This window comes from Paenibacillus hamazuiensis (assembly GCF_023276405.1).
GTDB lineage: Bacteria > Bacillota > Bacilli > Paenibacillales > NBRC-103111 > Paenibacillus_AF > Paenibacillus_AF hamazuiensis.
Genome location: NZ_JALRMO010000001.1, coordinates 4,765,764 through 4,787,548 on the forward strand (window position 1 = coordinate 4,765,764; position 21,785 = coordinate 4,787,548).

Consider the following 21,785-nt stretch of genomic DNA (forward strand, 5'->3'; position numbering starts at 1 on the left):
AAAACAAATTTTAAGATTGCGTGAAGATTCTTACTATTTGGAAAATTTTCGCAAAAACTCGGCCAAGTCGTTGAAGTCGTCGAAGCGTTTTTCCAGTTCCTCACGCGTCCAGTCCCACCAAGCGATATCGAGCAGCTTTGCGGCAATATCGCGGGGGAAACGTTCCCGGATAGGCCTCGCCGGAACCCCCACCACAATCGTATAGGGCTCGACGTCCTTCGTGACGATGGCGCCGGAGCCGATCACCGCCCCCGTACCGACCTTCACCCCCGACATGACGAAAGCGCCGTGGCCGATCCATACGTCATGGCCGATCTCCACTCGATTGGAACGGCGCCAGTCGAAAAATTCCTCGTCATCGCTGTCTTTAAATCCGTAGGCGGCACGGCGGTAAGTCATATGATGCTGCGTAACCCGCCACATCGGATGATTGACCGGGTTGATGCATACATGGGAGGCAATCGAGCAAAATTTGCCGATTTCCGCATAGTTGATAACCACTTCATCCACACAGTAGCTGTAGTCCCCGAAACTCGACTCGTTGATCCGCGACCTCGCGCCTATCGACGTCCAGCCCCCTACCGTGCTTTTGCCGACCTGCGCCGTTTCGTGAATATGCGGCTGCGGGGAAAGCATATTCCTCATTTCAACCATTCCCTTCTTTCCCTGAATCGGGAGATCATTCATTCATTATCGTAACTTGTCGATATGTAGCCGGTGTTAAGAGATCGTTAAAGTTACGTGGAGGGAAAAGCGAAAAAGCCGCATCCCCCTGTTAAGGGAGGATACGGCTTCCGACTGCGGTTTATTTACTTATTGGCGCTGACGCCGGTGCTGACAGCTTCGGAGATGCTTCGGAGCGCTTGCTCCAGCACATCGCTCCGGGTTGCCTCCGGCAGGTCGGCGAGCTCAGGCTCCCACAGCTTCAAGATGCGGGTTGCCAGCGTATAAGCGGGAAGATCGGTCAATTGGGTAAGAGGAACTCCGTCCAGATAAGACCGTTTCAATTCGTCAAACTCCAGATCGTCCTTTTCGGCCACAAGATAAGCGTCGCTGGCGATCGAACGCAGGTGCTGACGGATGAATGCGGAGGCGTTGAACTTCGCCGGCGCATATACGGACGCAGTCACGGACGACGAAGCCGCTGCCGCTTGAACGCCGCCCGGAGCCGCGATGGCCGATTCGATCGAAGAAAGCGTCTTGTCGGTCAGCTTGCTGCCTTCCTCGGCACTGATCCGCTTGGCGTTTACCGCCGCTTCGATCTCGTCAAGCACAGGAGCGGCAAGCGCGCTGACCAGGCTTGCCTTGTCGACCTGAGCGGCACCGAGGAGCGATTGGCCGCCACTCAGCGCGTCCTCGATATCGATCGGCTCTTCATCGGACATGCCGACTGCGATCGATTTTGCTTCCGCGAGGCGCTGTCCGAGCAGGCTGCTGAAGTCAAATTTTCCTTTTTCCACTTCAGCAACGTACCCCGGCGTCGACACGGCGGCCTGAATCTCGTTGTACAGCTCCGTTCTGAGCGTATCCAGCTGTTCGGCGCTGACGCTGTAATTTTGCGAAACCTGCGACAATCCGGAGTCCGCCAGCACGAGCAGCTTTTGGCTCAGCTCCGATCCGAGTCCGGTAGCTTCCGCCAAGGTGCTCCCTGCCGCCAAAGCGTCGCGGATGTCGGCGTAATCTTTATCCGTACCCGCGAAGGCGACCGCTTTGGTGAAAATATCGCTCATCCATTCGGAGACGAACCGTTTCGTATCCAAAGCGGGCTTCGCTTTCGTAAACACGGGAAGGCTGTCGTCATCGTCCGCGTAGGCTTTCGGAGCGGACAAAGCCGCGCCGCTGAACAAAAGTGTTGTAGAAAGAAGTGCTGCCATCCAAGCTTTTTGGTTTCTCATAGAGATCTCCACCTTTTCTTTTTTTTATCTATGTTTTATTTTTAGTAAAACCTATCCGAATGAAGCTTTTATTTTTATATTTTTCCTATCCGAAAAGAAATGCACATATCCATTCCCGCCAATTACTGCTTCAGCGCGGACACGAGGCGGCGAGCCGTACCGTTTGGCGTATCGATCGCTTCGTAGATTTTAAGAGTGAGCGGGTACTCCAACGAATCGGATGCGGTGTCGTTGAAGTAAATGACCTGCTCGCCTGTGATGAGGCGATTGTCGCCGTTCAAGGTCGAAGTCGTGGACGCGATTTTGCGCCCGTCTTCGTTTTCCAGCTCCATCAGCAGCTTGTTGTAGCCGCCGTCGACGATGATCGGATCGAGCGTCTTCAGATCCAGATTGATCTGCAGCTTATAGCTGTAGCTGTAGCTCTGCGTGAGCGCGCTGACTCCCGCCTTATTGCTGAGAGCCCAATCGCGGATCGTCACTTCGTAAGGGTACATCGTCAGCTTCAGGTTATCCAAGGTCGGCCGGTTTACGCTGACCAGCACCTGGGCGAAGGTCGAACGGTACGGAGCCGCCGTCTTGTCGTCGATCAGCTTCAGAATGTACTCGTTCTTGTCGTCGCCGAGCGGCAGCACGAACGAATAGTTGATGACGTAGTCGGTATCCGGCACGACAACCTGCGCGGTCGCGTTTTGGCGGGTGCCGGCATACGAGAATCCGCCGTTCGCAAGCTCTGCGGCAAATTGCGGCACCGGAAGCGGCTTGTCGCTGCGGTTATGGATTCTCAGCTTGGCGATCCCCGTCTGGTAACCCATGCCTTTGTTTTCATACATTTGCAGGTCGACGACGGATACGGACAAGTTCGGGTTGATCGCCGTATTGAGCGGATCGACCGGGATGACCGTATTCATCACATACGAAGTCGGAACGGTGCTGTCCTGCGCCGCATTTTCCGGAGGCAGCGACAGGCTGAGACGTCCTATCGAATAGCTGACGACAGCCGCCGCATCGGTGCGGTTCGGGATTTTGTAGCTTTGCGGCGTCGAGATCGTAAAACCTGTCAGCTGCGTATCGAGATCGGTCGGGACCGCGTAGTAAATGTACTTCTTCTGGTTTGGATCCAGCGACGTGACGTCCTGGTCGGCTCTGGCGCCTTTGTAAACCTGCTTGTCGGACCTGCCGTCGAGCGAAAAGTTCGGCACCGTTTCCGTCGTTCCGCCCGGATTGTGAACAAGCAGCTTGATCACTTTCACCGGGTTTTGCGATTTGTAATCGGTCGTCAGGCTCACCGGCGTGTAGGTGAGCGGCGAATCGAGCGAAGGGATCGTGAACGTATCGCCCCACTTGACGAGCTGCGACGGATCGGTCACCGGCGTGCTGTCGCCGTACCAGACGAGGTTCGCCACCGGCAAATCGAGCATCGTCGTCTCGACCTTCGGATACACATCCTTATTGACGTCGATCCAGACAAGATCGGTCGGCTTTAAGGTATCGGCGGCGGAATCGATCTGCGCCATATAGCCGAGCTCGATGCTCGACATCGGCGGGACCGACACCGCGTTATCCGCGCTTCCGCGCAGCGTATATTTCGCTCCGCCGGCTACGACGCGCACCTCGTAATCCGGCACGCGGACCGTATCGCCCGACACATTGTACATTTTGACGACGGCCGCAACACGTGTGCCGCTGAGCGTATGCTCGCTGAGCAGGCCGGTCACCTTCACCTGCAGCGAGTCGGATAAAGCGACCGGGTACCTCGTGTCCACTACGGCTGCGCCGGCGTCTTCGGCCCACGCAGCCGAATAAGGGAATGAGAGCAGCATGGATGAGATGACGGCGGCCGAGACCGCTTTTTTCAATGGTTTATACATAGCTTTACCTCCGTTTACCGCATCGTTGAAAACGCCGTTTACTGTCTGACTGCGACTTTATCTTTATCCTTGAGCTCCTGCTGGCCGGAGACGATCACCTTTTCGCCTTCCTTGACGCCGGAGGTCACTTCCCGGCCGGTATCGCCGGTCCGTCCCAGGGTCACCTTGCGTTTCTCCGCCTGATCGCCGTTTACCACGTAAACGTAGTTGTCGTTGCCTTCCTTGACGATGCTGGCCGTCGGCACCGTGACCACATCCTGCGTGGAGTCGCCGCCGACCTGCAGCTTCACCCGCATGCCCGATTTCAGCTTCATGTCGGCGTTCGAAGCGCTCAGTTCAAGCACGTACGTCTTGCTCTGCGGGCTCATCACGTCAGCCAAATACGTGACAGTGCCGGTGAATTTGTCACTTGCGCCCTGCAGCGTAAACGGCAGCTCTTTTTTGCCTTTGACGAGCTTCACCGCAGATTCCGTCAAATCGGCGTGGATTTTGATCGGATTTTGCTGCTGAATGACGCCGGCCACATATCCGGCCTGAACCGTCATGCCCGCTTCCGGGTTAAAATCGGTCAATATCCCGCTGATCGGCGCCTTCACTTCAAAATCGGACAGCGTCTTGTCGATGTCGCGCAGCGACACCTCCGTCGAATCGAGCTGAATGCGCAAGGACGCCAAGGAATCGGTCTGCTCGAGATTGGCCAGCTGCTTCTTCGCGGTGTCCAGGTCGAGGCGGGTCGTCTTGACCGCCGTTTCCGCTTTTTCCAGCTGCGTTTTCGTCACAAGTCCCGAGTCGTAATCGTTGCGCGTGTTGTTGTACGTTTTCTCCAGATCGGCCAGCGTAAGTTCCAGCTTCTCGACCGTATTTTTCAGCACGGCCTTGTTCGTGACGAGATCCTGGCTCGTTTTATCGAGCTGCGCCTGCAAATTTTCCCGCGACAGCTCCGTTTTCTCCCGATTGCGCTGCGCGTCCGTGCTGTCGATGCGGAGAATGACCTCGCCCTGCTGTACGACGTCGCCGCGTTTCTTCAGCAGCTCCTTCACATCGCCGCCAACCTTGGCAACCACATTCACCTGCGAAGAGGAAACGACGTCGGCGTCGATTTCCGTTTGATCGCTCATTTTTGCTTTTACGGCCTGCTCCGTCCGGACCGAACGGGGGCCTTCCCCGGCATTCGACACCGAACAGCCGGCGGCGAGAGCGCCGCTGACCAGTACGACCAGTCCCGTCATGGCGACGCGTTTCCACCGGATATGTTTGTCAAGCCTGTTTGTCATTCCAATCACCCCGAATAAAGATTTGGTATTAAGCCGGCCTACTCGCCCATGACGTGAATCTTCTCGCCGCCGGCGCCTTTCGCTTTGCCTTTCAGGAACAAAGCCAGGAACGCGGATGCTCCGGAAAGAATCGCCGTCACGATAAACACGTCGTCAAGCCCGAAAATAACCGCCTTTGTCTGAATTTGCCCGCCCAGGTAAGCGAGTGCGCTTTGATGAGCCTGAACCGCTCCCTGTCCCATGGCGATATATTGGCTTTGCAGCTTATTGAAGCCGTCCGCGACGGAGGCGGAAAACATGTTCAGCTCTTCGCTCAGCGTAGCGGTGTGAAAATCTTTGCGCTGCGTAAACAGCAGCGACAGCCACGCGATGCCGAAAGCGGCGCTGACCTGCCGCACCGTATTCGAGAGCGCCGTGCCCTGGCCGAGCTTCGCCATCGGAACCGCGCTCATGCCGGCAGTTTGCAGCGGCATCATCATCAGTCCCATGCCGACGGCTCGAATAATCAGCCACCAGATGATCGTCCCATACGATGTGCTGATGTCGAGCTGGGCTGTCAAGTAAAGCGAATATGCCGTAATCAAGAGGCCGAGAAACCCGATCAGCTTGGCGCCGATCTTGTCGTACAGCGCCCCGGCGATCGGCATCATCACGCCGACCATCAGTGACTGCGGCAGCAGGATAAGTCCGGTCTGGATCGCAGACAATCCGGACAAGTTTTGCAAAAACACCGGCAGCAAGAACAATACGCCCATCATAATGATCGTGGCAACGCTCGAAAGCAGCAGCGAAAGCGAGAACGTCAAGCTCTTGAACAGCGTCAAATCAAGCATCGGGTTATCGATCGTAAGTTCGATCGCTACGAATATGATGAGACAAACGAGCCCGATTCCAACGAACATGAGCACTTCGGAGTCGGTCCAGCCTTTCTCCGACACCTTGCCGACGCCGTACAGCAGCGCAGCAAGCCCCGTAGCGGAGAAAATAAATCCCCAGTAGTCGAACTTTTTGGAAACGGGAGCTTTAAATTCCTTCAGCACCGCCATCCCCAAGAAGAAATCGAAAATGCCGATCGGCACGTTGATCGTAAAAATAAGCCGCCAATCCAAATATTCGACGATGTATCCGCTGAGCGTCGGCCCTGTGGCGGGGGCGAACATAACCGCGACCCCGAACAGCCCCATCGCCATCCCCCGGCGCTCCGGCGGGAACATGCGGAAAATCATCGCCATGCTGATCGGCATAAGCGCGCCGCCGCCGACCGCCTGGAAAATCCGGAACACGATCATGCTGCTGTTGCTCCAAGCGACGCCGCAAAGACCGGAGCCGATCGTAAACAGCACAAGCGCGATCAGAAACATCCGCTTGTAGCCGAAGCGGTCCCCGAGATATCCGGTTACCGGGATCAAGGCGCCGCTGACCAGCGAATACGCCGTCACGACCCATTCGATATCGTTTTGCCCGACACCGTAAACGGCCATCATTTTCGGAATCGCGACGTTGACGATACTTGTATCGAGAATGGCCATAAACACCGCGATGATGATCGCAAACATCGCCAGCCCTTGGCCCTTTTGCGCCATCGCATTGCCTCCCGCCGCAGCGGGTCCGGCTTGCTGGGCGCTGCCGGAAGCCTCATCCTTGTCTTTGTCCGACATGCAGGCTCCTCTCCCTTCTATCTAAACAATCCCTTGAAAGTGACGCTGCTTTCCGAAATCAATTCCGGTATCGAGAGGGCCCCGTTTATCGGAATAATTAGCTTCGCATAAACTTCTTAGCTAGAAACTTCTGCCCGTCATGCGGTTACTTTTCGATTTTGATCACGACGTTAAGTCCCGGAACTAGCCGCTTGCCCTGCGTATCGTCCAAAGCGATCCGCACCGGAATTCGCTGAACGACCTTCGTAAAGTTACCGCTGGAGCTGGAGGACGGCATCAGCGAAAACGAAGAGTTCGTGCCGAGCCCGAGCCGTTCGACGTGACCGGTCAAAACAGCCCCCGGAAAAGCGTCCACCTTGATGGTAACTTTGCTGCCCACCTTGGCGTCGGCAATTTCGGTTTCCTGCAAATTCGCCGTTACGTACAGCTGGCTGAGGTTTGTGCTGAGCGCGAGCGCGCTGCTGGCGGACACCATCTGATCTTTGATCAGATTCGTCTGAATGATCGTTCCGTCCTCGGGAGCGAGGATGTCCATCGTCACGGCCGGCGTATTCCCGCGGGCGGGTGTCGTCTCGACGATGCCGAGCACGTCGCCTTTTTTGAAGGAATCGCCTTCCTTATAGTTCCATTCGATCAATTTCCCGGCGCCCGGAGCGTAAATCGCCCGTAAATCCCCTTGGATGCGGGCATCCTCCGTGCTGATGTACTTGCTGGCGACTGCGTAATAATACGTTCCTCCCGCACCGCCGCCGAGAAGCACCAGCGCAAGAATCGTAAGCATGATCACCTTTTTCTTCATAAATGACAAGCTCCTTTCATCTATACGAAAAGCTTCTGATAGAAGCCTTTTCTACGAAGTACATCAATCCGGTTTGGACAGTCCGTCGACCATTTTGCGCACGATAGCCATAAATTGATCGACTTCCTCAGGCGTTACAGTATTAAACATTTTGATCAACACCGCATTTCTCTTATTGCAAAATTCATTGATCAAATTCTTTACAGGCTCCGACAATACGACCCAGACGAGCCGGCGGTCCGTTTCGTCCCTGGTGCGAACGATATGTCCGTCCCTCACAAGACGATTGATCGCAATCGTCGTTGCGCTTGCCGACAAATGCAGCTCCTCCGCCAGTTCGCTGACGGTCATGCGGCCCATGCGCTTTAAAGTCATAAGCAGCAGCATCTGCTGCTTGGAAAAAGGGTGCTCGACCCCGAGATCCCGTGTTGCGCGTATCCCCATGCGAATCAGATCTTCAAACTCTTCGAGTTTTCGATCCCAATTCATTATGTATGCATCCCCCTTTCCAAAATGATTTACGAATTAAAAAATTTGCTGTAAAATCATTTAGCAATAGATTGTTTTATCGTAAAATGTTTCTCCAATAAATTATCATATGGTAAAATCATCCGTCAATACATTTTTTTCTTGTAAAATGTGATAAAATGTTGACAACAACGTTTTACAGTAAAGGAGCATCCTATGTCGGACAGTCAGGATTTAATAGAACTGGAGCATGTGCTCAGGCAGTTGCTTAAACGCATCATCGCCGCCTGGGGCAAAGTTGACGAAGGCGGCTTCACCTCGTCACAAGGTTTTGTTCTGGAAAGGCTGGAGAGCGAAGGCCCGCTTAAAGTTTCGCAAATTGCCGAGGCGCTTTGCCTTACCTCGGGAGCAATTACGACGCTGTCGGACAAACTGATTTCGGCCGGCTATGCCATCAGGAAGCGGACGGAGGAAGACCGACGGGTCGTCTATCTGGAGATTACGCCGCAAGGCCGGGCCATGCTGGACAAAATGCGGGCGCACCGCAAGTCGATCATCGAGGCGCATTTTGGCGGGCTATCCCATGAGGACTGCCAGCATTTAATCCGCATACTCGGGGGTATTCTCGCGACCGTCGATAAGGACAGGAAAGATTAGCAGGGGAGCATACGCTCATTCGCGGCCGCTCGCGCCAACTTCCATAAGCCAGCATACGCAACTTTTTTAAACGGAATTTAAACAAAAAAACGCCCGCTAAGGGCGGGCGCGCCATGAGCATATTTGGGGAGAGGATCGGTGATAACCCATGAATTCCGGTGACAGTACTTTTCGCAAGCCTGACATGGCGGCAAATACAGTGAAGGAACAGCAGGAAATCTACGACCCGTCCGACCGTTATGAAATCATCGACGGAGTCCGGTACGATTTGAAGCCTTCTCCCCTTGTGGATCATCAAGTACTTATCGGCGGCTTGTATACTGCTCTTCATCGCACCTGCCAACCAAATGGAATTATCCTGTTCGCTCCGATGGACGTTTATCTGGACGATAACAACATCATTCAGCCCGACGTCATCTTTATCCTGAACAAAAATGCCGGGATCATTACCAGGAAGCGGATAGAAGGCGCTCCCGATCTGCTGGTGGAAATTTTGTCCCCCAGCACGGCGAATCGCGATAAAATCCGCAAAAAAGCGCTGTACGAGCGGTTCGGCCTCAAAGAATATTGGATTGCCGATCCGGTCCACCATACGATCGACCGTTTCGTCCTCGAACAGGACAAGCTTCAGCTTCGCGGCGTCTATGGCGAAGGGGATACCCTGACTTCGGAGCTGTTTGCTTGCGTATCTATCGATATGACCGCTTTGTTCGCGCCCCTTGCCAGGTTTCAGGATATGGAATGAACGTTTGCTCCCAAGCGAAAAAAAGAACGGCCCGCTTCAGCGAAACCGCACCTCCGTTTACTTGCTTCCTTGACCGGAGCCTGCCGGCTGGCCGCCTTGCGGGGCTTGCCCCTGGCCTGGGCCTCCCTGCGCATCAGGTACGCCCTGCCGCTGCCCTTGACCTTGGCCTGCGCCTCCCTGCGCGTTAGGTCCGCCCTGTCGCTGCCCTTGACCCGGCCCGCCTTGGCCATTCGCGCCACCCTGCTGCTGGCCGCCCTCGCGCATTTGTCCCGGCGGAAACTTGCTGCGGTCCGGATGCACCATCTGCCCGCCGATATGGCCGGTATATCCGACCAGCAGTACCCCTATAAGCGCTACCGCCAAATACGCCGCGCTGCCGCCGAGCTCCCTTTTCTTTTTCAAATGAAAAAACAGCCGTACCAGCGTCAGGATAATAAACAGAAACATCGTTATTTTGCCGTAAAACTCGTGCGTATGTACGAGTGGGTTCCGGTCTTCCGGACCGGTGAGCACAGCCGCAATCGCTCCTAGCGTGCCGACGATCAAGCAAAGCAGCCCGGCGGTATGCCATTCCGGTTTTCTTAGCAGCTTGCCGAACAGATCGAACAGGAAACCGAAGATCAGCATGGCGATGGGGATATGAATAACGATGAAATGCAAATTTTTGATCAAGTAGCTCATTCGAACAGCTCCTTTTGCCGGTTAAAGGCTTAATCTACCTTCATCATAGCGGCAAAAGGTGAATTAAGTTTAAAGCGAAGCTGAAAGTATGCTGAATCATTTTTTCGAAAAGAGCGCCTCCGCTTCGGCGGAGCCGCCCATTGTTTGAGGTCAATCGGCGATCGCCTGATAGATCATCGTCCAGAAATCGTATGCGATTTTGCTGTTTTTGGGAAGCTGTGCGCCGCGGAGCTGAAGCATGAGCGTAGCCATCAGTCCCTCGCCCGGATCCGCGATCCAGGTCGTGCCGAGAGCACCCGGCTCCCCACCGCGTTCCCATGCGGCTCAGCCCGCCTGAGAGCGCGTTTTTGCGCTCTCGCCCGCGGGCGAGGCGCACTTTCTCGGCTGAGAAACGGCTTTGCCTGCTCTCAGCTATCTCCATCGCGCTCCCATGCGGCTCGGCCCGCCTGAGAGCGCGTTTTTTCGCTTTCTCCCGCGGGCGAGGCGCACTTTCTCGGCTGAGAGACGGCTTTGCCTGCTCTCAGCTATCCCGACCGCGCTCCCATGCCGCTCAGCCCGCCTGAGAGCGCGTTTTTGTGCTTTCGCCCGCGGGCGAGGCGCACTTTCTCGGCTGAGAGACGGCTTTGCCTGCTCTCAGCTATCTCCATCGCGCTCCCATGCGGCTCAGCCCGCCTGAGAGCGCGTTTTTGCGCTTTCGCCCGCGGGCGAGGCGCACTTTCTCGGCTGAGAGACGGCTCTGCCTGCTCTCAGCTATCTCCAACGCGCTCCCATGCCGCTCAGCCCGCCTGAGAGCGCGTTTTTTCGCTTTCGCCCGCGGGCGAGGCGCACTTTCTCGCTGAGAGACGGCTTTGCCTGCTCTCAGCTATCCCCGCCGCTGTCCGGGCGACTCATTCCGGTTCCATGCAAAAATAAGCCGCCGGGAACGGCGACTTTTTATTGCCTTATTTTCGCTCTGGAAGGGAGAGCTTGTTTTTCATGTCCTGCAAGTCGCGGTTGAGCGAACGGAATGTCCGGTACCCGGCCGGCGATTTGCAGGCCAAACCCGAGCTCGCCTCAATAATCATCGGCAAATAGCTATGAGCGAGCCCGGCGAGTCAATCGTCGATTCGTTGTACTCGGTGCACCATGACGGAAGCTCCTCAGGCAAATAAAATATTTATTGCCGGCATTCCACGATTCCCGACGGAGCTAACTTGCCTTTATGCAAAATGTTCGACGCGGACTTCGCCCGCCAGTCGCGTGACGTCCGCGGCATCGACATACCCGGTGCGCCGCTGCAGCGCATTGGCCGCTCCCGCCGCGGCGGCAAGCCGCAGGCACTCCTCCGGCGGAAGCCCACGCGTCAACGCCACCGCGAGCCCCGCCGTAAACGCGTCGCCGCAGCCGACCGTGTTCACCGCCTGCACAAGCGGCACGCGGACTCGGTAGGCGCGGCCGCCCCATAAGGCGACCGCACCGTCCGCACCGAGCGAAACGATGACGCAGCCGATGCCCTGCCGTGCGAAACGCTCCAGCTGCTGCGGCAGCCGGTCCGGATCGGCCGGCTCGCCGGTCAGCTGCGCCGCCTCGTCTTCGTTCGGCTTGATCATGAAAGGCGCCGCTTCGATGCCAAGGCGCAGCGCATCGCCGCTCGTATCGAGCAGCGTGATGGCGCCCTGCCGTTTGGCGATACTGATCAGCTCGGCGTAGGCGTCTTTCTCCACCCCCGCGGGCAGGCTGCCGCTAAAGATGACAACGCGGGAGCGTGCGGCGAGCTGTGCCAGCTTTTCCTTGAATGCAGCCATCTGCTGCGGGGAAATCGTCGGGCCCGGCTCCAGCAGCTCGGTGGAAGTGCCCTCCGCTTCGTCGATAATATTTAAACAAACTCGAGATTCGTCATCCAGATGGACGAAATCGCGAGCGATTCCCTGCTTTTCCAACTCGCTTTCGATATAACGCCCGTTGAATCCGCCCGCAAAGCCGGTCGCCGTGACATCCGCGCCGAGCAGCGAAGCGACGCGGGCCGCGTTGATGCCTTTGCCGCCTGCGTCGGCGGAAAGCTGCCCCACCCGCGTCACTTTGCCGAGCGGAAAGCGGGGCAGGAAATACGTTTTGTCAATGGCCGCGTTTAAAGTGACCGTCGTGATCGTCATCGTTCTCTCTCCCCGTAAGCGAAAGGCTTACGCCTTGGCTTTGCCGCAGCTGCCGAGCATTGCCATTTTCGCCATCGCCGCTTCCTTCACCGCTTTTTTCGCCGGGACCATATATTTCCGCGGATCGTTTTCTTCCGGATTGGCTGCAAAAACAGCCTTGATCGCGTCGGAAAAGACGATCCGGATTTCCGTCGCAATGTTCATCTTCGCCATACCAAGCGACACGCAGCGCTTCACCTGCTCTTCGGGAATGCCGGAGCCGCCGTGCAGCACAAGCGGAACCGCGACCTTCGAGGCGATCGTGCCGATCCGGTCGAAATCGATGTTCGGCTCCCCCTTATACATGCCGTGGGCCGTGCCGATCGCCGGCGCCAGCGTCGGCACGCCGGTCAGCTCCACGAACCGCGCGCATTCCTCCGGATCGGCGAGCAGCGCTTCGTGCTCGGCGACGACGATGTCGTCCTCGACGCCGCCGACCTTGCCGAGCTCCGCTTCCGCGTTGATTCCGGCAGCGCGCGCGACCTCGACGACCTTGGACGTCAGCCGGACGTTTTCCTCAAACGGATACATCGACGCGTCGATCATGACCGACGTGTAGCCGGCCCGAATGCACCTGACGATCAGATCGAAATCGGTGCAGTGGTCCAAATGCAGCGCAATCGGCACGCCGGCTCTATTCGCCGCGACCGTGGCCGCTGCCGCGATATATTCGGGTCCGAGGTGCTTGACCGTGCCGACGGTCGTTTGCAAAATAAGCGGTGACTGCGTTTCCTCCGCCGCTTCCACCACCGCCTGCAGCATTTCCAGCGTATGCACGTTGAAAGCTCCTACGCCGTATCCCTGACTTCTTGCCGCCGCAAGCAGCGGCGTGGACGATACTAATGGCATATATGTGCCTCCCTTTAAATGTAATCTCTCAACCGCCCGCCGCCGTCTGCTCGCGGGCGTACAAGGCGCTGCCGATGATGCCGGCATCGTCCAAATGTTTGGCCACCTCGATTTTCAGTCCGCTCATAAACATCGGATGAACGATCCGCGTGAGCTCCTCGCGCATCGGCGCAAACAGCCGCTCGCCCGCTTTAGAAGCGCCACCGCCGAGCACGAGCATATCCGGGCTGATCAGCGAGATCGCCGGCGCCAGCCCCTGCGCGAGCATCGTGCCCGTATGGCGCAGGATGCGCCGCGCCGTTTCATCTCCCGCATCGAACGCGCGGGAAACGTCGGCGGCGGTCAGCTCGGCGGCTCGCTCGCCGGGAAACCAGTCGGCGAGCACGGTTCGCTCGCCCGCCGCAATCGCATCGCGGGCCTGGCGGGCGATGCCCGTTGCCGAGGCGACCGTCTCCAGGCAGCCCGTCAGGCCGCACACGCAGCGGTACGGAATGCCGGGCATGCCGAAATGCCCGAGCTCGCCGGCGCGCGAGCCGCTCCCGTAATGAAGCCGCCCTTCGTTCACGGTGGCGGCGGCAATGCCCGTGCCGAGCGTGACGCCGAGCACGAACCTGCGGCCGCGGCCCGCCCCGGCGGTCGCTTCACCGTAAATGTACATGCGGACATCGTTGTTGATCCGTACCGGCACGCCGAGCTGCCGGCCCAGTTCGTCCGCAAGAGGCATGTCGTCCCAGCCTAGGTTGACGGCCTTCACGACGATGCCGCGCTCATGGTCGACGAAGCCGGGCACGCCGACCCCTGCCGCCACGCACGTATATTGCGGCAGCGCGGCCAGCAGCCGCTTCGCCGCTTCGGCCAGGCGGCCGACCACGCTGGCGAATCCTCCCGCCGCTTCGGTCGGCAATTTATCCGCAGCGAGCAGATTTCCTTCGCCATCGACGACGCCGCAGACGATGTTTGTACCGCCGATATCCGCTCCTAAATAACAATGCATCGTATTCCCCACCTTTTTCCGTTTCCGCATAAAGCCGTCAAATTCTCTCCAGATTCCTCAACCGCAGCCGCCGCAGGCTAGGTCAGCAGCGGTTTCACCGGCATCGCCGCATCGCGGCACCGGGTTTCCTTCCGCAGGTTCATTTTTTTCGTCCGCTTCCGCATTGCGATTGCCATTCACAGCTCCGCAGCATGCAACCGCCTTCCCCCGCTTCAATCAACCGCTGCCGACAGCTCCGCCACGTGAAGCGCGACACCTTGCCGCTCCAGATGCCCGGCCAGCGCTTCCGGAAGCGCCGCATCCGTAATACAGGCGCTGACCGATTCCAGCGGGGCGATGCAAAACAGCGACGTCCGCCCCACCTTCGTATGGTCGAACACCGCCACTGTGCGGACCGCCCGTCCCATCATCAGGCGGGCGATGTCCGCCTCCTGCTCGGAAAACGTCGTCAGCCCGTGCTCTGCGGTGACGCCGTCCACCCCCATAAACATGAGTCCGATGTGCAGCGAACCGACGATTTTTTCCGCAAGCGGGCCGCATAACTCGAAGCTGTTCGACCGCATGACCCCGCCGGTGAGCACGATCTGCACGCCTTCGGCCTCTGCAAGCTCCATCGCAATGTTGACGGCGTTCGTCACTACGGTGATGCGGCGGCTTGTCTTCAGCGCGCGAGCGATCAAAAACGTCGTCGTCCCCCCGGTCAAGCCGACGATATCGCCTTCTTTCACCATGGAGGCCGCCTTCGCGGCGATCGCTTCCTTTTCCAGCCAGAGCAGCTGCTTCTTCTCGTGGAAAGGGAGCTCATGTCCCCCCAACACGCCTGCGGCCGCGCCGCCAAGCTGAACGCCACCAAGGCTGCGGATCAGCCCTTCCTTCTTGACGAGCACATCCAAATCCCGGCGGGCGGTCGCCTCCGAGCAGTCAAATTTGTCGATAACCTCTTGAACCGAAATTTTCCCCTGCCGTTTGACGATCTGCATGATCGCTTCGCGCCGCTTGTCGCCTTTGGATTGCTCCGATCCGCTCATTCGTCCTTCACCCAGGCCTTTCCGTTTAAAATCAAATTTTCACCACTTGCGTCAAATTTTTCGGGGAGTCCGGATCGACTCCGCGCTTCATGGCAGTATAATAACCCAAGTACTGGAGCGCAGGCAAATAAAGCACGCTGCGCGCCTCGTCGGACACCCCGGCTTCTCCGATTTCAAAAACCGCATCCGCAAACGCCGTATCGCTCCCCGCAGCTGCCGTGATGAGCAGCACAAACGCGCCGTAGCCCTTCATCTCCTCGGCCACCTTCAGCTCATAAGCTCGGGCCTGCTCGGAAACGAGCAAGCAAACGAGCGTGCCCGGATCGACGACCGATTTCGGGCCGTGACGGAACTCCAGCGTTCCGTAGCTTTCCGTCCAGACATAGGACATTTCCTTGATTTTCAGGCTGGCTTCCTGCCCCAGCCCGACGTAGGCGCCCATTCCCAAATAAATGTATTTATTGAACGTCTCCTTGTCCACCAGTGGCTTAATAAAATCGTCCGCCGTCCGGACAACGTCCGCGTCATGCTTCATGACACGCTCCAGCTCCTGCAGCGCCTGCGCGTTGCCTGCCGCTTTAGCGATCGCCGCCTGCATCATAAACGTCATGCTGCTCAGCGAGCGCGTCATCACGGTGCTGCGCTCCTTGCCGAGCGGCGATACCAGACATTCGGAGATTTGCGCCATTTTGCTGTCTTCGTAGCACGTAATGCCGGCGATCGTCCAGCCCGCAAGCCCTTTGACCGATTCCAGCGCCAAAATCACTTCCGTCGATTCGCCGGAGCGCGATACGCCGATCAGCAAATAGTTTTTACCGGACGGTGCCGCCGCCTCGCGGAACAAAAAGATTTCCGAAGACGGATGCGCCGCCGCGCTGCGTCCCGTCCATTTGCGGAATGTGGCCGCCATCGTCTGCGCCTGATAATACGAGGAGCCTGAGCCGATGAAAATAACCTCGTCATACTCCCGGTTTGCCAAATACCGGTCCACCCATTCCTGCTGCTTTTCCAAATGTGTCCAGGCCGCTTGAAGCGCCTCCGCCTGGGAGCTGATTTCCGGATAAGTCAATTGACCGAACTGCGTCATTTTTCCCAACTCCTTCTGATTAATGTACGGAACGTTCAACATTTTGACCGTTTCTTTCATTTTATGCGAAAAAGAAAACGGCCGTATTTGCGTCGAACCGTCCGATATTACGCCGTTTATTACCGCGGCACCTGCCAGCGCGCCGCTCGTTGCTGCGATGTCTCTTGCCGCGGCACCTGCCAGCGCACCAATAGTTGCGACGGTTTCCCGCGCCCTGCTCTCCCGACGTTTACACGCTCTCAGCAATGCGGCGATAATCGCAAAAACTTGGTTTATTCAAGGGCAAAACGATCAAATCCGCATCGATAAACGCAATCACTTGGTTTATATCTGCACCAGCCGACTGTTTTTCGCAAGTTTGTAGAACGTAATACCAATTTTTGCGATTATCGATGCTTTATAGGACGTTACAGTAAGCGATAATACAAATAATTGCGTCTATTCGCTCCCTTAAGGCAGAAACTGCAGATTCGTTCAGCAAACAAACGAATCACGGGTTCCGAGCTTGATCTTACCTCAGGAATCTACCGGCTGAGCCGTGCTCTCGGGCATCCCGCCCGCTCTACACCTTAATCTGTCGGAAACGGCCGGCTGAGCAGGCGCATGGGCAACCCGGTGCTCCCCCGAGCATTCCCCCGAGCTCTGCGCCTCTCCTCCCGACTCCGCCAAAGCTCCGCCTCCGCGCTACTCATGCCTCACTTGCTGCGCGAAAGCTTTCATATCGACCGCAGCGCCGGTCACGCGCGCATGTTCGGCTGCAAAAGCGAGCATATGGCTTTGCGCCGATACGGTGCCCGACGTTTTCGCTCCTCCCCGGACACCGCCGTTCATAAGGCGCACAAACTCGCGCATAAGCGCAACGTCCCCGCCTTTATGATTCCCGTCGACCGTCTCGGGCCGAAGGATCTCCGTTTTCCCGGAAAAGTGGCGAATTTCCAGTTCATTTTTTTCAAAATGGCCGAGAATTTCGCCCTTGGTGCCCATAATCTTGAACGTCCGCGAGCTGTCTCTGGTGAAAGCCGTCATCGTAAAAGCGACCGTCGCTCCGCCGGCAAACTCCATGCTCACAACTTGGTGGTCGACGACGTCGTTGTCGGTACGGAAGACGCACTTGCCGTAGGGACCTTCCCGCAGCGCCTTTTCCCTGGCGGCAAAGGTCGGCTCAAAGCTGACGGTGCTTTGAGGCCATTTGTCGATCTCGTTGTAATACCATTTGAGCGCCGAATATTCGCATTCGTGCTCCACGGGGCAGCCGTCGATGCAGCGTTCCGGCGCGCCTTGGGGAGCGTTCTCCTGCCGGAAATAGGTCAAGCCGCCGAATGAGGAAAGCCGCGTGCATTCGTCGTCGATCAGCCACTGCAGCAGGTCGAGGTCATGGCAGCATTTGGCCAAAATCATCGGGCTCGACTGCTTCGAGCTGCGCCAATGCCCGCGTACGAAGCTGTGGGCCTGGTGCCAGTAGCCGACGTTTTCGTTCCACTGCACGGTGACGATCCGGCCGATACGCCCCTCCGCCAGCAGCTGCTTGACCGCGAAAAAAAACGGCGTATACCGCAGCACATGGCACACGACGAGCATCCGTCCCCGCCGCTCCGCCTCCTCGGCCATCCGGATCGCTTCCCTCGGTTCGGGAGACATCGGCTTCTCCACCAGCACATGGTACCCCTGCTCCAGCGCCTGCAGCACAGGATCGAAATGCATATGATCCTGCGTGCAGATCATGACCGCGTCCGCAAGCCGGGGCTGGTCAAGCAGCTGCTTCCAGTCCGCAAACCGCCGCTCCTCGGGAATGCCGTGCAGCTCCGCCAGCTTGCCGCGTCGCTTCGCGTCCGGCTCGGCCACGGCGACGACCTGAAGCTCGTGCGGGCGTTTAAGAGCATAACTCGCGTAATTGCTTCCCCTGTTGCCGGCTCCGATCAATGCGACTTTGACCAAAATGATCATCTCCCTAAGATGAAATGCGGCGAAACGCATTTCGCCGCCCCTACAGAAAAGCATGATCTTATTTTACGTCATAAAAATTATTGTTTCAATCATTATTTTGATTTTTTATTTCAAAAATTCAATCATAAACGTTTTAATTTCATAAGGCTTGATCGCAAAACGCAGCTCCGCCTCTTGCACCGGCTCCGCTACCGGACGTTCCAGCAGGTCGGTTTCCTGCCAGGAAGCGATCTTTAAGCCGCTTCTCACCGTTATGCTGCCGCGCGCGCCCGCATATTCGTGCAGCCGCAGGACGACCGAGTCGCGGTCCTCGGCTTTTTTTACCGCATCGATTATAATATGTCCGCCGCTTGCCGAGAACAGCGACATTTCGCTTGCGCCGTCCGGTCCTGCGGAACCGCACTCCGCAGCCCGAAGCGGGCTGTTCAAATCCCATGCCGCCTGAACGGTGCCGGCCTCCAGCCAATCGCCGCGGTGCGGGTACAGGGCATAAGTGAACGTATGCTCCCCCCGATCCGCCTCGGGATCGGGCACCATCGCCGATTTGATAAGCGTGAGACGCATGACGTTATCCTTGATGTCGTAGCCGTATTTGCAGTCGTTCAGCAGGCTGACGCCGTATCCGCGTTCGGACAGATCGGCCCATTGATGACCGACGGTTTCGAAGCGTGCGTAATCCCAGCTGGTATTCCAATGGGTCGGCCGCTTGACGTTGCCGAACTGGATGTCGTACGTCGCTTCCGTGCTGCGGATGCCGACCGGGAAAGCGACCTTGAGCAGCTGCCTGCGCTCCTGCCAGTCCACTTTCGTCTCGAAATCGATTCTGCGGCTGTCCGCATAAACGATCATATTTTGCGCAACAGTCGATCCCGCGTAGCTCCACTCGAAGCGGACAACCAGACGCAGCGGCCCTTCCTCCAGCACATCGACCGACCGCAGATCACTGATGGTGCGCATCTTTTCCTGATAAAACAAATCGATGTCCCACGCTTCGTGCCGGCTCTTAGGCTTATCCTCGAACACCTGAAGCACGTTGCCGCGTGCCCCCTCCGCGAGCACCTCGCGCTGCTGCGCTTTATCGTATAGGCTTGTCAGCTGCCCGCTCGCATTCCATTCGATCCGGTAATGCGGCGTAGTCAGCCAACCGGCCCCATGCTCGAAAACTGCCGCAGCCGAAGAAGTGCCGCCCGCCTGCGGCGTAAAATAAATCGTCCGGTACCCCATGGACGGCAATCCGGCTGCCTTCACCAGCCACCGTCCGCCATGACATGCCGCTTCGAGCCGGTTGCCTTCGGCATCGCTCCATATGCCCGACCGGAGCCCTTCCCCGGCATCGATCTGCACAAGGCCGTTCCGCTCCCATGAAGCGCTGTTAAATACAACAAAAGGCAGCACCCCTTCGTTAGCGCCCCAACGCACCGGTCGCGCCGCGTCTGCACCCGGGACCGCTCCCCCGCTTCCGGCTGGGACTGCTTCCGTCCCCCCTGCCCTCGCGTGCTCTCCTGCCTTTCCGGCTTCAGCCGCGAACGCTCCTCTGCACGAAGCTGCATCTGTGCCCTCCGCTTCGGCCACGGACCTCACTTCGGCCCCCGCTTCGATCATGCGCGGCCCCGCATCCTCGCCCGCTTTCCCCGCCAGCTGCGACGCCGCCCTCTCCCATACGCCATTTCCAAGGCGAAACGCTTCGTCATATTCAAGCCGGCTGTCCTCGTACACCTCGCGAATCGACGAACCGGGGATGATGTCGTGGAACTGATTGCGCAGGATGATTTTCCAGCCTTCGGCCAGCTCCGCTTGGCCGTGCCCGGACCAATCTCCCCGCAGCACGCTGTTCAGCGCGCTCAACCATTCCGTTTCGCGGTATAGCAGCTCCAGCTTCCGGTTCGCCCGCTTGTTGTAAGCTTGACTCGTATAGGTGCCGCGGTGCAGCTCCAGGTACAGCTCGCCGTCCCACGTATGCACGTACCGGTCCGACTCCGCCACCGTCCGCTGCAGCTCTTCGAAGTAGCTATCCGCACGCCCGGTCGTCACCTTCGGCACGCCCGGCATCGTCTCGAGCCTGCGGCGCATTTCCAGCATTTCGCGGTTGACCCCGCCTCCGCCGTCTCCGTAGCCGTATGACAGCAGCAGCGACTGGTTCAGTTCCTTGTCGCGGTAAGCGTCCCAAATCCCCTGCACCGAATGGGGCGTCACTTTTCCGTTATAGGTGTAATAAAAAGCGCCTTCGCTTCCGCCCGGATCCGGAGTCGTAATAAAATGCGTCAGCACCTCGCTGCCGTCGATCCCTCTCCAAAGAAACGTATCGTGCGGCATGCGGTTGTACTGGTTCCAGCTGATCTTCGTCGTCATGAACATGTCGATGCCCGATTTTTTCAATATTTGCGGCAGCGCCCAGCTGTACCCGAACACGTCCGGCAGCCACAAATATTTGCAGTCCGTGCCGAATTCGTTTTTGAAAAACCGCGTGCCGTACAAAATTTGTCTCACGAGCGACTCGCCCGAGGTCAGATTGCAGTCCGCTTCCAGCCACATCGCGCCGCCCGCTTCCCAGCGGCCCTCGGACACTCTTTGGCGAATCTGCTCGTAAATTTCCGGGTAGTCGGTTTTGATGTAATCGTAAAGCTGCGGCTGCGTTTGCAAAAATATGTAGTCCGGGTAAAGCTCCATCAGCCGCAGCACGGTTGAAAACGAACGGGCCGCCTTCTCCCTTGTATGCTTTAAACGCCACAGCCACGCCACGTCGATATGCGTATGACCGATGCAGCGGACGGTAACCGGGTGCTGCTTCGGCAGCCTCGTCAGCTCTTCGCGCAGCTTCCCGCGAGCCCCCGCAAGCGTTCGGTAAAAATCGTCCGAGCCGGGCTGCGACCAGTCTATCAGCAAAAACGCGCGATCCAGCGCCTTCAGCAGCTCATGATATTCCGGCCGCTTCTCATCCAGCTGCAGCACCGTTTCCAAAGCGGCCGCAGCCGTATAATACAGGTCGTCCGCAGCCTCGTCCAGCCAGCCGATCCGCGCCATCTGCAGCGTATGCTCGATGTCCGCCGCAGGGCCGTAGCCGTTCAGTCCGGACCACAGCCGGAAATGCAGCCGCACCGTCGTCCCTGCCGCCTGCTGCGGGAAAAACACTTCTTCATGGTTCGAATCGACGCCTTGATACGGCTTACCGTTCACAAATAGCAGCGACTCGAAGCCGCTGTTGTTTCCTCCCCCGGTACGGCCGAAGTCGAATCGTCCGACGATTTTCCGACCCGCCCACTCTGCCGGAATCTCAGCCTGTGCGGCCAGCCAAACGTAGCAGTCGCGGCCCTTCCAGCGGTCGCCGAGCTGCACGTCCTCCCATTCGCCGCCCTCCGGCGGGTATGCGCCGACCGCTCCGTCGCGGTCTACCTGCTTGCACATGCCCGCCAGTGTCCGCTCCTCGCGGTAGCGGAAACGCTCCAGCTCCTTCAGCCTTGCAGCCAGCTTCTCTTTTGTCCAAAACATGCGGATTCGCCTCCCAAAAATGTTTTCGTATCGGCTGTTGACAGCAGACAACATGTGAATGAAAAAGCCTATTGGATATAACACGTGTTATGATCAGCGGTGAAAGAACCCGGGAGCCCTTCGTTTCCAAGAGCCCGATGATCCGGGATCCTCATCTTTCAATTTCTCCGGCCGGGGTGCC

General features: G+C 57.7%; 18 protein-coding genes. 3 read left to right on the plus strand and 15 right to left on the minus strand.

Features of this window, described 5'->3' with window-relative positions:
* Positions 1–33 precede the first annotated feature (33 nt).
* The 7 genes from MYS68_RS20480 to MYS68_RS20510 form a co-directional block, all read right to left on the minus strand.
* On the minus strand, positions 34–636 hold the full coding sequence (locus tag MYS68_RS20480; protein ID WP_420852232.1) for an LbetaH domain-containing protein: 603 nt from the start codon (positions 634–636) through the stop codon (positions 34–36).
* A 173-nt stretch (positions 637–809) separates the two neighbouring features.
* Positions 810–1,895: a hypothetical protein gene (locus tag MYS68_RS20485; RefSeq protein WP_248927629.1), complete on the minus strand. Its 1,086-nt coding sequence runs from the start codon at positions 1,893–1,895 to the stop codon at positions 810–812.
* A gap of 122 nt (positions 1,896–2,017) precedes the next feature.
* Positions 2,018–3,763 (minus strand): hypothetical protein, encoded by a 1,746-nt coding sequence (locus tag MYS68_RS20490; protein ID WP_248927630.1) that lies wholly within the window; start codon positions 3,761–3,763, stop codon positions 2,018–2,020.
* Positions 3,764–3,801: 38 nt separating this feature from the next.
* Entirely contained in the window at positions 3,802–5,037 is a 1,236-nt protein-coding gene (locus MYS68_RS20495) for an efflux RND transporter periplasmic adaptor subunit (RefSeq protein ID WP_248927631.1), read from the minus strand.
* Between the two features lie 38 nt (positions 5,038–5,075).
* Positions 5,076–6,695 (minus strand): DHA2 family efflux MFS transporter permease subunit, encoded by a 1,620-nt coding sequence (locus tag MYS68_RS20500; RefSeq protein WP_248927632.1) that lies wholly within the window; start codon positions 6,693–6,695, stop codon positions 5,076–5,078.
* Positions 6,696–6,840: 145 nt separating this feature from the next.
* Positions 6,841–7,494 carry a biotin/lipoyl-containing protein gene (locus tag MYS68_RS20505; protein ID WP_248927633.1) on the minus strand — a complete coding sequence of 218 codons (654 nt, stop codon included), beginning with the start codon at positions 7,492–7,494 and terminating at the stop codon, positions 6,841–6,843.
* A gap of 63 nt (positions 7,495–7,557) precedes the next feature.
* Positions 7,558–7,983 carry a MarR family winged helix-turn-helix transcriptional regulator gene (locus tag MYS68_RS20510; protein WP_248927634.1) on the minus strand — a complete coding sequence of 142 codons (426 nt, stop codon included), beginning with the start codon at positions 7,981–7,983 and terminating at the stop codon, positions 7,558–7,560.
* Positions 7,984–8,178: 195 nt separating this feature from the next.
* Here MYS68_RS20510 and MYS68_RS20515 point away from each other — a divergent pair, with 195 nt between their 5' ends.
* Entirely contained in the window at positions 8,179–8,619 is a 441-nt protein-coding gene (locus MYS68_RS20515) for a MarR family winged helix-turn-helix transcriptional regulator (protein ID WP_248927635.1), read from the plus strand.
* Between the two features lie 199 nt (positions 8,620–8,818).
* A complete protein-coding gene (locus tag MYS68_RS20520) occupies positions 8,819–9,364 on the plus strand; it encodes a Uma2 family endonuclease (RefSeq protein WP_248927636.1) in 546 nt (181 codons plus the stop codon).
* Positions 9,365–9,421: 57 nt separating this feature from the next.
* Here the strand turns inward: MYS68_RS20520 and MYS68_RS20525 are convergent, their stop codons facing one another.
* The 6 genes from MYS68_RS20525 to MYS68_RS20550 form a co-directional block, all read right to left on the minus strand.
* Positions 9,422–10,045, minus strand: a complete 624-nt coding sequence (locus MYS68_RS20525; RefSeq protein WP_248927637.1) for a DUF2231 domain-containing protein — start codon at positions 10,043–10,045, stop codon at positions 9,422–9,424.
* 1,199 nt (positions 10,046–11,244) lie between these two features.
* Positions 11,245–12,177: a 1-phosphofructokinase gene (gene pfkB / locus MYS68_RS20530; protein WP_248927638.1), complete on the minus strand. Its 933-nt coding sequence runs from the start codon at positions 12,175–12,177 to the stop codon at positions 11,245–11,247.
* A gap of 27 nt (positions 12,178–12,204) precedes the next feature.
* Complete coding sequence (locus MYS68_RS20535; RefSeq protein ID WP_248927639.1) at positions 12,205–13,065, minus strand: class II fructose-bisphosphate aldolase; 861 nt, start codon at positions 13,063–13,065, stop codon at positions 12,205–12,207.
* A 28-nt stretch (positions 13,066–13,093) separates the two neighbouring features.
* The gene (locus MYS68_RS20540; protein WP_248927640.1) at positions 13,094–14,059 is read right to left on the minus strand and encodes an ROK family protein; all 966 of its coding nucleotides are present in this window, start codon (positions 14,057–14,059) and stop codon (positions 13,094–13,096) included.
* A gap of 212 nt (positions 14,060–14,271) precedes the next feature.
* Entirely contained in the window at positions 14,272–15,087 is an 816-nt protein-coding gene (locus MYS68_RS20545) for a DeoR/GlpR family DNA-binding transcription regulator (protein ID WP_248927641.1), read from the minus strand.
* Positions 15,088–15,118: 31 nt separating this feature from the next.
* Positions 15,119–16,174, minus strand: coding sequence for an SIS domain-containing protein (locus MYS68_RS20550; protein ID WP_248927642.1), 1,056 nt, complete (start codon positions 16,172–16,174; stop codon positions 15,119–15,121).
* 43 nt (positions 16,175–16,217) lie between these two features.
* Here MYS68_RS20550 and MYS68_RS20555 point away from each other — a divergent pair, with 43 nt between their 5' ends.
* Positions 16,218–16,538, plus strand: a complete 321-nt coding sequence (locus MYS68_RS20555; RefSeq protein WP_248927643.1) for a hypothetical protein — start codon at positions 16,218–16,220, stop codon at positions 16,536–16,538.
* 320 nt (positions 16,539–16,858) lie between these two features.
* Here MYS68_RS20555 and MYS68_RS20560 read toward each other — a convergent pair whose 3' ends face one another.
* Both MYS68_RS20560 and MYS68_RS20565 read right to left on the minus strand, forming a co-directional pair.
* Positions 16,859–18,109 carry a Gfo/Idh/MocA family protein gene (locus tag MYS68_RS20560; protein ID WP_248927644.1) on the minus strand — a complete coding sequence of 417 codons (1,251 nt, stop codon included), beginning with the start codon at positions 18,107–18,109 and terminating at the stop codon, positions 16,859–16,861.
* A 114-nt stretch (positions 18,110–18,223) separates the two neighbouring features.
* On the minus strand, positions 18,224–21,604 hold the full coding sequence (locus MYS68_RS20565) for an alpha-mannosidase (RefSeq protein WP_248927645.1): 3,381 nt from the start codon (positions 21,602–21,604) through the stop codon (positions 18,224–18,226).
* Positions 21,605–21,785: the final 181 nt, after the last annotated feature.